Raw genomic sequence first — 11,389 nt, 5'->3', positions numbered from 1 at the left:
TAGGTATCCCTTTTTGCATAAAATTACTGCTGCAGTTATTCCGGAACGAACTAAAGACAACTCAATTGGCAAAAGACAATCTGCAGTTAGAGTTTAATTTCCTCAAGGCGCAGATCAATCCACACTTTCTGTTTAACACCCTCAATAACATTTACGGCCTCATCCTGCAGGGAGACAACAAAAAATCAGCGGGCCTTGTGGCCCGGTTGTCAGAATTACTCAGGTATATTCTGTATGAATCAGATCACCAGACGATGAGCATTGAGAGTGAGATTAAATTATTGACAGATTACACCGAACTTGAAAAACTGAGGCTCAATAATACATTTGTTAGTTGCACTACCAATAGTGACGGCTCCATCAATGAAATAGCGCCACTCTTGTTTATGCCCTTAATGGAAAATGCGTTTAAATACAGTGCTGACAAACCCGGCTCAGTAATTAATATTTGCCTTGATATTCAAAATGGGCTGTTCCTTTTCAAAATAAAAAATAGCATAGAAGTAAACAGGTCATTGAATAACCCCGGTGGTATCGGCCTGAGTAATTTCAGGAAAAGATTGGATCTCTATTACACGGGGAAATACGAATACACGGTTGAGATTGTGGAAGACACATACATTGTAAACCTTCTCATTAAAAGCTCATGATTTCAAGCTGCATGATCGTAGACGAAGAACCGATAGCGAGGGACATCCTGAAAAATTATATAAGCCGGTTGCCGATGCTGAATTTGGTAAAAGTTTGCAGCAATGCTACAGAGGCCTATGAAGGTTTGCACGTCGATAAGGTTGACCTGCTTTTCCTGGATATTCAAATGCCGGTAATATCAGGTGTGGAATTTTTAAAATCTTTACGAAATCCACCATCAGTTATTTTTACCACTGCCTTTTCAAAATTCGCAATAGAAGGTTATGAGCTAAACATAATAGATTACCTCTTGAAGCCCATTACCTTTGAACGCTTTAACCAGGTTGTTCAAAAATTTATGGAAAGAACTGCAAAGACTACTGCCGATACCAGGATCACAAATGAATTACCTGCCTATACATTCATTAAACATGAATCAGGCCTTATTAGGATTGATTATGACGAAGTGAATTATATAATGGCCGATAAAGATTACTGCACTATTTTTTTCACCAACGGCAAAAAGTTGTTGATAGGAATGCATTTAAAGTTATTGGAAGGCTTGCTTCCGGGTAACGCGTTTGTTCGTGTGCATCGTTCCTACATTGTCAATCTCAAACACATAAAGTTGATCAAAGGCAACATCATCAATATAGCCGATGATGAAATTCCCATTGGTGCTAATTATAAAGAGGCGTTGTTTGATAAACTTCGGTTACCGTAGAGATTCTGTACTAAAATGTTGACGCTACTCTTGCATTCTCTTTCAGCGCAGTAAAACGCTGGCGCGAAATTCTATATAACTGGATATTTTATGAGTCTGGAGAAGCAAAATTATAAGTGGGTTTTAATGGCATAACTATTCAGAGAATTACGTTGTTAGGAAATCGCCCAGGCATTTTCAAAGTTCAATTAAAATTTTGTGCCATGATATAGTGATTAAACTGCCTTTGAGTAAAACGTTTCCTACAATCGTTGTAGTTGTGGCTAAACAATACCTGTATTGATTGCAAAGGGTTCAGTATTTAGTTTTTCACACTTTTTATCAGGAAAATATTTCTTTATTATTTTATCGATTTTTTCAGGTGTCAGCGGCTTATTTTCAAATCCCGAAATCTCAGGCATACTACCTGCCTTTATTATATCCTCTGGAAAAAGCGAGGTTGTAAGCATTACTAATATTATTTTACCCTTATGCTCTTTTTCAAGTTCTTTATATTTTTCAAGAAATTCCCACCCGTTCATTGCCGGCATATTTATATCCAGGAATATCAGGTCAGGGCAGGGGTATCTTCCATCATTACGGGAAGCATACTCTCTGCTGATAAGATAGTCAAGTGCTTTTTGCCCGCCGTCCATTATTTCCACATGTTCAGTACAACCGGTTTGTTCTATTATGAAGCTATTGTAACAGTTTGTAGGCTCATCATCATCGATAAGCAATACACAGTTAAATTTGTTTTTCATGATTTGATATTTTTTAAAATGGTAAAGTAAAAAGTAGTGCCATTTCCCAAAGCAGATTCAATCCAGATTTTGCCGCCATGCATTTCAACTATTTTTTTTGAGTGGGCAAGACCGATCCCCGATCCTTCATATGCAGTTTTGGTATGTAAGCGCTGGAAAATTAAAAATATTTTTTCCCGGTATTGTTCTTCTATTCCGATGCCATTGTCTTTCACCGAAAATTCCCAGTAATCACCGGCACTTTGTACGGATACTTTTATTTCAGGAGCGATATCTTTTTTTCTGAATTTGATGGCATTGATCAGCAGGTTCTGAAAGAGTTGTTTTATCTCTACAGGATACACAGTAATAACCGGTAACTGATCTGCTGTAATTATTGCATTTGCCTGGTCAATGGCACTGCCGAGATCAGCGAGCACCTTCTGCAGTATTATATTACAATCAAGCTTTACACATTCTTTTTTGGCACCGATCCTTGAATAATCAAGCAGGTCTTTTATCAGCGTTTTCATCCTGTCGGAAGCTTCTGCAATAAAGTTAAAATACTTATCTGCTTTTTCATCAAACTTTCCATTGTATTGCCGTTGCAATAGTTCCACAAAACTGGTAGTAGTACGCAAAGGCTCCTGAAGATCATGTGAGGCTATATAGACGAATTGCTCAAGTTCTTTATTTTTCTGGATCATTTCCTTGTTTACGTATTCCACTTCCAGCTTTGCTTTTTCAGCTTCCTTCCGGGCCTTTTTTTCTTCGCTGGCTGATTGTATTAATTGCTTCGTTTGCTCATTCACCTTTTTTTCAAGCTTTATTTTTTGGGCCTTTATTGATTTTATACGGAATTTATAAAACCCAACCGTTGCGGCGATAATCATTAACAGCACTGCTGATTTAAACCACCATGTTAACCAAAACGGCGGCGTGATAGTAAGCTTCACTTCTATTATATGGGTTGACCATTCGCCCTGGTTATTCAACCCCTTCACTTTAAATATATATTTTCCGGGGTTCAGATTGGTATAGGTAGCCGTGCGGTGAGTGCCTGTATTATTCCAGTCTTTATCAAATCCTTCCAGCCTATAGGCATACTTCTTTTTTTCATCTACTGTATAATTCAAAGAGGCAAACTCAAATGAGAAAACTGAGTTATCATAGGACATTGTGATCTCCCTGGTTTCGGAGATTTCCTTTCGGAGTGGAGAAGGATTATTGTTGCTGGCAATAGCCACCTCTTTATTAAATACCTGGAAGCTGGTTAATACTAAGGGAGGTTCAAAAGCATTCTGCGTTATTGCAGCAGGATCGAATTCATTAAATCCGTTGATTCCCCCAAAATACATAGTGCCCGAAGCGCTTTTGCAAAAAGCCCGCATTTTAAATTCATAAGATTGCAGCCCATCCGCCACGCCGTAATTTTTAAATGCGGATGTGTTGGCATCAAAACGTGATAAACCCCTGTTGGTACTGATCCATAGGTAACCGTTAGTATCTTTTAGTAGGCCAAAGATCACGCTGTTGGGTAAGCCATCTTCAGTTGTATATATTTTAAATACCTGTTTTTTAATATCAAAATAATTCAATCCCGCCATAGTGGCTATCCAGAAATTTCCCTTCTCATCTTCATATGCATTGTTTACACGATTATCGCTAATGCTGTTTTTATTATCATTGTGGGTAAATGTGGTAAACGTTTTAGTTTTTTTATTAAACACTTGCAAACCCCCGCCATCGGTACCCAGCCATAGGTTATCTTTACTGTCTTCAGTGACCGAATACATTCTTTTAGCACTTATACTGCCTGTATGATCATCCATGCGTATGAAAGAATTGGTGGACGGGTTATAGAGATTCAACCCTCCATTATAGGTGCCCACCCAGATATGCTTATCCCTGTCCTCGAAAATTACCCAGGCATTGTTGCTGCTCAAACTTGAACTGTCGCCTGGGACATTTTTCAAATGAATAAAAGTATTTTTTTTGGGATTAAAAATAGTTATTCCGTCCGCCCATGTACCAACCCACACATTGCCTTTGCTGTCTTCCAGCACACTCAGTACATAATTGCCGCAAATACTTTTTTTGTTTGCAGCGCTATGCAGGTAATGAGTGAAATATTTTGTTACAGGATCAAAAAGGTTTAAACCACCACCATCCGTACCGATCCATATTTTTCCATTTTTACTTTCCAGCATGCACAATACATTATTATTGTTCAGGCTGTTGATATCAGAAGTATGGTAGTAATGTGCAAACCCGTTTGCATTTTTATTAAAAATATTCACACCGCCTGCAAATGTACCGGCCCACATATTGCCGCTAACATCCTTGTAAACAGAATAGACAGAGTTATTGCTGATGCTTTGATTATCTATGTCATCATGCACATATCTCTGAAATATCCCCGAAGTGGAATTATAAATAGCCAGCCCTCCATTTTCACTACCTATCCAGAGATTGTGGCCGTTATCCTCACCAATTGCAAATACTGTATTGCCAGGTAAACTATTTGCATTATTTATATCGTTTAAAAAATGAGTGAATTTCCCCGTAGTTTTATCAAAACTATACAAACCGTTTCCTACTGTCCCAATCCAAAGTTGCTGTTTACTGTCTTCAAAGATCACTGCCACATTATCGCTGGCAGATAATGCACTATCTTTTGCATTATAGCGGGCAGGTGTAAATGTTTTTGTTTTTTTAGTAAAAAGGTTCAAACCACCTTCATTGCCGCCAACCCATACATTCTTTCTGCTGTCTTCAAAAACACATCTTGCATTAAAGGAATAATGTTCAAACCGGTTTTTACCGGGGTTGAAATAATTTAATCCCCTCTCTGTACATATCCACAAATTATCATTACTATCTATTGATAAATTAGTAGCAAGATCACTTGAAATGCTGTTTGGATTTTGAGGGTCATTTTTAAAATGGGTAAAACTATTTTTTTCTTTATCATACCGGTTAAGGCCACCACCACGTGACGCTACCCAAATAACTCCTTTGGAATCTTCCAAAAGGCCTGTGATAAAATTATTACTGATGCTGCCGGAATCCTTTGCATTATTTTTATATACAGTAACCCTGTAACCATCATATTTGTTAAGCCCGTCACGGGTTCCAAACCACATAAAGCCACGGCTATCCTGTAAAATGCTCATGATATGGTTTTGTGAAAGTCCGCGATTTATATCAAGGTGCTCAAATTGTATATTCTGCTTTTGTGAAAAAACAACCATATAGGCGGCCTGTGAAAATAATAGAAGCAGTAAATGCAAATTTTTCATGTGTGTTTTGTTTTCATACCGGCACGGAAGCCATCGTTAAATCTAAGCGTTACGTTTTCATATTTCTTAAACAGAATTATTTAAGTGCCAGGGTTATTAGGCAGATTGACTATTTTCAACTTTGTCTGGAAAATATTTTTGCATTATTCTCTCCCATGCTTCAGGAGTCAGTGGTTTATTTTCAAAACCGGAGATTTCGGGGATTGCTTCTGCCCTTAATTTGTCTTCCGGAAAGAGTGATGTTGTGAGCATCACCAATACCACTTTAACTTTATGTTTTATTTTCAATTGCCTGTATTTCTCAAGAAACTCCCAGCCATTCATAACCGGCATATTAATATCAAGAAAGATAAGATCAGGACAGGGGAAGTTGTCATCATTCATTGTAGCGTCTTCACTATTGGTAAGGTAATCAAGTGCGATTTCCCCGCCCTGTGCCACCTGTATATGCTGGGCACAGCCGGTTTCTTCCACCAGCATCTGGTTAAGAAAATTTGTAGGCTCATCATCGTCAACAAGCAATACGCAGTTCAATTTGTTTTTCATGTTTTTATTTATTTTTGGATGGTAAAATAAAAAGTTGTCCCGTTTCCCGGTTCAGATTCAATCCAGATTCTGCCGCCATGTATCTCCACAATTTTTTTAGAGTGGGCCAGTCCTATTCCAGAACCCTCATATTGGACCTTGGTATGCAAACGCTGGAAAATCAAAAATATTTTTTCCCTATGTTGTTCTTCTATCCCGATGCCATTATCCTCTACAGAAAACTGCCACTGATCGCTTGTATCGTGTACCGATATTTTTATTTGGGGAGCTATGTCTTTTTTCCTGAATTTTATAGCATTGATGATGAGGTTCTGAAAGAGTTGCTTGATCTCTGTAGTATATCCTGAGATAACCGGGAATTCTTCCGCAGTAATAACTGCCTTTGCCTGGTTGATGGCATTACCAAGATCGGCCAATACACCCTGTACTATTACATTACAATCCACGGGTACAAATTCTTTTTGGGCACCTATCCTTGAATAATCAAGCAGGTCTTTGATAAGCGTCTTCATCCTGTCCGAAGCGTCCATTATGAAGTTGAAATATTTATCCGCTTTTTCATCGAGCTTTCCCTGGTACTGCCGTTGCAGGATTTCTACAAAGCTTGTAGTAGTACGCAAAGGTTCCTGCAGGTCATGTGAGGCTATGTACACAAACTGCTCCAACTCTTTATTTTTTTGTTCCATTTCTTTGATTGCCTGCTCGGCTTCCTTCCGGGCTTTTTGTTCTTCATTGGTTGATTGTATTAACTGGTGGGTTTGTTCATTTACCTGCTGTTGCAGTTTGATTTTTTGATTTTTAATGACATTGATACGAAAGTTGTAAAACGCAACACCAGCACTAATAATACCCGCCAATGCCAACAGCTTAAACCACCAAGTTAGCCAAAGGGAGGTGTGATAATTACTTTTACAGATGTTCCCTGCATATTCCATACTCCATCATTATTACTCCCTACAACATGAAAAATGTATTCCCCGGCATCCAGGTTAGTGTAGGTAGCAGTTCTTTTATTGCCCACGTAGTCCACTCTTTATCAAAACCTTCCAATTTGTAAGCGTACTGATTTTTTTCGGGTAATGTAAAATTCAGTGCCGAAAATTCAAAGGTGAGAACGGATTGTTTGTAAGAGAGAATAATTTCTTTGGTTTCACTGATCTGCTGCTTCAGTAAATTGCCGGTTGTATTTCCAACAGCAACAGGCTTGTTAAAAATTTGAAAGCCGGTAATATAAACAGGAGGAATATAATTATTGTCTGATATACTATCCGGGTAAAAAACATTTAGCCCATTTGCCCCTCCAAAAAATAGCTGGCCGTCCGGCGCTTTATAAACACACCCTGACTTAAATTCATCGCCCTGCAAGCCATCAGAGGCCTCATAATTACGGACGGTTTTAGTATGAAGATTCAATTTAGACAGCCCGTGGTTTGAACTTACCCAAAGATCTCCGTGGTTATCTTCCAGTATACCCCGTATCATGTTATTTGAAAGGCCGTCTTTCTCCGTGTATATTTTAAAACTGTTTGTTTTCGGTTCAAACAGGTTTAAGCCACCACCTGTTGCAATCCAGATATTCCCGGCTTTATCAGTAAGCATTGATTCTACTGCATTATGGCTTAAACTTTTTGTATTGACCGAATTATTGGCATAGCGGATAAACTGTTTCGTTTTCCTGTTAAATAAATTTAACCCTGCCTCTGTACCCACCCATATATTACCGGTCTTGTCTTCACGGATGTTATTAATAAAATTGTTATTGATACTGTTACTGTCTGCAGGGTTATTTTTATAATGTATAAAAGAGTTTGTTTTCCGGTCAAATACATCTATGCCTTCTCCCCAGGTGCCCAGCCACAGCAACCCCAACCGATCTTTAAAAACAGCATTTACAGTAAGTGCAGATAGACTATTTGTATTATGCTTATCCGGCAGGTAGTGTGTAAAAACACCTGTTTTTATATTATACAGATCAAAACCGCCACGGTGGTAACCGATGCCAAGAATGCCCGGCTCCACTTCAACTACTGATAATACATAGTCGCTGCTAATGCTATTTTTGTTCCTGCTGTCGTGCCGGTAATGACTGAAACGCTCCAGTTTTTTATCAAAGCGGTTTAGCCCGCCACCATCAGTACCGATCCATATAGTCCCATTACTATCACCGGTAATACACAAAACAATATTACTGCTTAAAGCATTTTCGTTCCCTGGTATTTGCCGAAACTTCCTGACCTTATCGCCGTAAAAAGGTAACATGTTAATTCCTCCTGAAAATGTGCCTACCCACAAATTATTTATATCATCTTTATAAATACAGTAAACAGAATTACTGCTGAGGCTGCTATTATCATTGATGTCTGACTGGTAATGTGCAAATGAACCCGTTGCATAATTAAGCACACTGATCCCCCCGTTTTCGGTACCCACCCAAAGATTCCCTTTACTGTCTTCCGCAAAACTTAAAATATCATTGTGGCTGATGCTGTTGGATTTTGCATCATTATGCCTGAAGTTGGTGAAACTATTATCCTTTGAATTGAATAAGGCAATTCCACTTCCCTGTGTACCTGCCCATATATTACCCTTAGTATCTTTATATACCGACTTTATCCAATTGGCCCCAATACTTTTATTATTTCCCGGTTCATTTTTATAGCAAAAAAATTGTCCTTTTTCGGGATATAAAACATTTAAGCCATCCTGTGTGGCGATCCACAGGTTGCCATCTTTGTCTTCTGTTATCCGGTAAATCATATCATTACTGATACTGTTTTCATCTGCCTTATGCCTGTAACCGATAAAACTTCCTTTTGCTGTATTAAATAAGCAGAGCCCGGTAGTAGTACCGATCCATATCCTGTTTTTATGATCTTCGTAAATATCTTTTACAATAACACTACCTGCTTTTCCCGGGCTGTAATGCACAAATGAGTCTGCTTTCCTGTCAAACTTATCCAGTCCGCTTTTAGTGCCAATCCACAGATTTCCGGATTTATCTTCCAATATATCAGAAACAAAATTAGTGCTGATGCTGGAAGTTTTTTCAGGATTATGTTTGTAAGTGACAAACCTGTACCCATCGTATTTGTTAAGCCCTTCATCAGTGGCAAACCACATAAAACCTTTTTTATCCTTCAGAATTGCACTTACATGCCCCTGGGAAAGGCCATCATTTGTATTGAGGTGTTTAAATTTGGGTGTATTGTTTTGAGCATACCCATACAGGCATATAAAATACAAAAAGATCAAAACAAAAAAACAAGAATAATTCTTCACAATATAAGTTTAGCGTTAAGTTTCATTGGCATTTTTCAACAGGTAGTATTTTTATGATAAAAAAATATGATCATGGTTGGTAACAGTAATAATAGTGACATTTGGGTATACGGTACCGTCAACAGGCAATAGACAATTCCTTTGCTCTTTCAAGACCAATTTTCTTATGAATGGTAAAATGAAAAGTAGTTCCTTCTCCCGGTTTGGATTCGATCCAGATCCTGCCGCCGTGGAGTTCAACGATTTTTTTACAATGACTAAGACCTATACCAGACCCTTCATACACTGTCCTGGTATGAAGCCGCTGGAAGATCAAAAATATCCTGTCCTTATGCTGTTCATCTATCCCGATGCCATTGTCTTTTACTGTGAATTCCCAGTAGTCATCATTTTTGAGTGAAGCAATTTTTATTTGGGGGGATACATCTTTTTTCCTGAACTTGACAGCATTCATTATTAAGTTTTGAAAGAGTTGTTTGATCTCGCTGTTGTAACCATTAATCAATGGCAACTCTTCAACTATGATTTCTGCATGTGCTTCAGCAATAGCAGTTCCCAGGTCAGCCTGCACTTCCTGCAGGATTGAATTGCAGTCAATTTTTTTGAATGTTTTCTTGCTGCCGATCAGTGAATAATCAAGCAGGTCTTTTATAAGTACCTGCATCCTGTCCGAAGCGTTCATAATATAAGTAAGGTATTTATCTGCATTGTCATCCAGTCTTCCCCGGTATTTCCGTTGCAGTAATTGTACAAAACTGGACGTGGTACGCAATGGTTCCTGCAGGTCATGTGATGCCACATACGCAAATTGTTCCAGTTCTTTATTCTTTTGAAGCAATTCCTTATTATTTATTTCAAGGGAGGCTTCTGATTGCCGCAGTAATTCTTCATCGGCTTTGCGTTTTGTAATATCCTGAATAATTCCAAAGGTTTTTTCCGGTTCACCCAATGCACCCAGCACTATTTTTGTTTCTACAAAAACATATTTGATTACCCCTTTAGCAGTAATGATCCTGCATTCATACGGAACAGGTTCCATGTATAAGTTTTCCCTGTTGATGGTCATTGCATGCTCCACATCATCCGGGTGCATTAATTTAATTATGCTTGAAAAATGAAAATCAAAAGTAGAAGGATCAACTTCAATTATATTAAGCATCTCATCCGACAAGGTCATTTTATTTGTTTTAATATCCCTCTCCCAGCTGCCTATACGAGCTATGTGCTGTGCATCATTCAATTTAGCATCGCTCAGTTTGATATTGTCACGCATGGCAACAAGAGCTATTCCTAAACTATCGTCTGCACTGAGTGGTTCAAAATAAGTATTGAAATTTTTTTGACCTATTTCCGAAGCAAAAGTTGCCATTGCCTGGAGTTTTTCAGAAAGATTATTGACAGAGAGTACCATGCTGCCAATTTCATCGGTGCTTACTTTGTGATCTACTTTACGGATGATCCCTTTTCCAAGATCGTTTACGATATGCCTGATCTTATTGATGGGACTGATGATTGCTTTACTCATGTACAGGGAAAGAAAAATCCCGATCCCCACAATAATAAAAGCCAATACAGAGATCAGCGTTCTCAAGGTCATGGAAGAATGTTCCAGCGAATTATTATTTTGAGTTCTTAGCTCCCGCTCAAAAGAAGCAACCTTACCAAGTGCATTCATCAGTGCCGAAGTTCGTGGAAGCAACTCATCTTCTACTATTGCTTCTGCTTCCAGCTTAATAACAGGATCATCATAGTCTTCAAATTTTTTCAAAGAGGCCATCAGCTTTTTTTCCACGAGCAGGAGTTGTTCGAAATTTACAAACACCTGCTGTAAACTGTCTGCCATTGACCTGTTATCCCAATCCGGAATCAGCGAATTCAATTTTGCTTTCAGTTTTGGATACGCTGTGTTATGAAGTTTTAGCAAGGCATCTTTATCGTTCTGGTTTGATCTCAGGAATACCCAGTTGGTAGTGTACATTTTAGAGTTGACAAGTATATTTTCAAAATCTTCAATTGATTGAAGGGAAGGTTCGATAACTGCAGAGATGTTATTGGACAATTTTTTATTACTGTTTAAAGTAACAATAGTTATGATCCCATTCACTACAAATAGTAATACCAAAACTGAAAAGCTGAGGTAAATTCTTTGTTTAACGCTGATACTGATCCGGCTTTTTTTTTTCATA

Annotated in this window: 9 protein-coding genes; 2 read left to right on the top strand and 7 right to left on the bottom strand. The window is 38.3% G+C overall.

The genetic code is table 11. The features are described 5' to 3' along the window. Nucleotides 1-650: sensor histidine kinase (locus tag JWR61_RS24775; RefSeq protein WP_301930354.1), on the top strand; the 650-nt coding region annotated here is incomplete at its 5' end. Then, nucleotides 647-1,354, top strand: coding sequence for a LytTR family DNA-binding domain-containing protein (locus JWR61_RS24770; protein ID WP_301930353.1), 708 nt, complete (start codon nt 647-649; stop codon nt 1,352-1,354). The genes JWR61_RS24775 and JWR61_RS24770, both read left to right, overlap by 4 nt. Before the next feature lie 263 nt (nt 1,355-1,617). Here JWR61_RS24770 and JWR61_RS24765 read toward each other — a convergent pair whose 3' ends face one another. The 7 genes from JWR61_RS24765 to JWR61_RS24740 form a co-directional block, all read right to left on the bottom strand. Then, the gene (locus tag JWR61_RS24765; RefSeq protein WP_301930352.1) at nt 1,618-2,097 is read right to left on the bottom strand and encodes a response regulator; all 480 of its coding nucleotides are present in this window, start codon (nt 2,095-2,097) and stop codon (nt 1,618-1,620) included. After that, a complete protein-coding gene (locus tag JWR61_RS24760) occupies nt 2,094-5,330 on the bottom strand; it encodes a two-component regulator propeller domain-containing protein (protein ID WP_301930355.1) in 3,237 nt (1,078 codons plus the stop codon). The genes JWR61_RS24765 and JWR61_RS24760 overlap by 4 nt, the downstream gene beginning before the upstream one ends. A 144-nt stretch (nt 5,331-5,474) precedes the next feature. Beyond that, nucleotides 5,475-5,924 (bottom strand): response regulator, encoded by a 450-nt coding sequence (locus JWR61_RS24755; protein ID WP_301930351.1) that lies wholly within the window; start codon nt 5,922-5,924, stop codon nt 5,475-5,477. Between the two features lie 8 nt (nt 5,925-5,932). Continuing rightward, nucleotides 5,933-6,859: an ATP-binding protein gene (locus JWR61_RS24750; RefSeq protein WP_301930350.1), complete on the bottom strand. Its 927-nt coding sequence runs from the start codon at nt 6,857-6,859 to the stop codon at nt 5,933-5,935. Next, nucleotides 6,805-6,945 (bottom strand): triple tyrosine motif-containing protein, encoded by a 141-nt coding sequence (locus JWR61_RS28335; protein WP_367881821.1) that lies wholly within the window; start codon nt 6,943-6,945, stop codon nt 6,805-6,807. The genes JWR61_RS24750 and JWR61_RS28335 overlap by 55 nt, the downstream gene beginning before the upstream one ends. Continuing rightward, the gene (locus JWR61_RS24745; RefSeq protein ID WP_301930349.1) at nt 6,879-9,203 is read right to left on the bottom strand and encodes a two-component regulator propeller domain-containing protein; all 2,325 of its coding nucleotides are present in this window, start codon (nt 9,201-9,203) and stop codon (nt 6,879-6,881) included. The genes JWR61_RS28335 and JWR61_RS24745 overlap by 67 nt, the downstream gene beginning before the upstream one ends. Nucleotides 9,204-9,321: 118 nt before the next feature. After that, nucleotides 9,322-11,388, bottom strand: a complete 2,067-nt coding sequence (locus JWR61_RS24740; RefSeq protein ID WP_301930348.1) for an ATP-binding protein — start codon at nt 11,386-11,388, stop codon at nt 9,322-9,324. Nucleotide 11,389 lies beyond the last annotated feature (1 nt).

The organism is Ferruginibacter sp. (assembly GCF_028288465.1).
GTDB lineage: Bacteria > Bacteroidota > Bacteroidia > Chitinophagales > Chitinophagaceae > Ferruginibacter.
The sequence above is the reverse complement of the archived record's forward strand: the minus strand, read 5'-3'. Positions and strand labels throughout refer to the sequence as shown.

What these genes read in the sequence shown, in the direction of transcription:
- JWR61_RS24770 (WP_301930353.1), top strand. Translation starts at nt 647, where the DNA reads ATGATTTCAAGCTGCATGATCGTAGACGAAGAACCGATAGCGAGGGAC.
- JWR61_RS24765 (WP_301930352.1), bottom strand. Translation starts at nt 2,097, where the DNA reads ATGAAAAACAAATTTAACTGTGTATTGCTTATCGATGATGATGAGCCT.
- JWR61_RS24760 (WP_301930355.1), bottom strand. Translation starts at nt 5,330, where the DNA reads ATGGTTGTTTTTTCACAAAAGCAGAATATACAATTTGAGCACCTTGAT.
- JWR61_RS24755 (WP_301930351.1), bottom strand. Translation starts at nt 5,924, where the DNA reads ATGAAAAACAAATTGAACTGCGTATTGCTTGTTGACGATGATGAGCCT.
- JWR61_RS24750 (WP_301930350.1), bottom strand. Translation starts at nt 6,859, where the DNA reads ATGGAATATGCAGGGAACATCTGTAAAAGTAATTATCACACCTCCCTT.
- JWR61_RS24740 (WP_301930348.1), bottom strand. Translation starts at nt 11,388, where the DNA reads ATGAAAAAAAAAAGCCGGATCAGTATCAGCGTTAAACAAAGAATTTAC.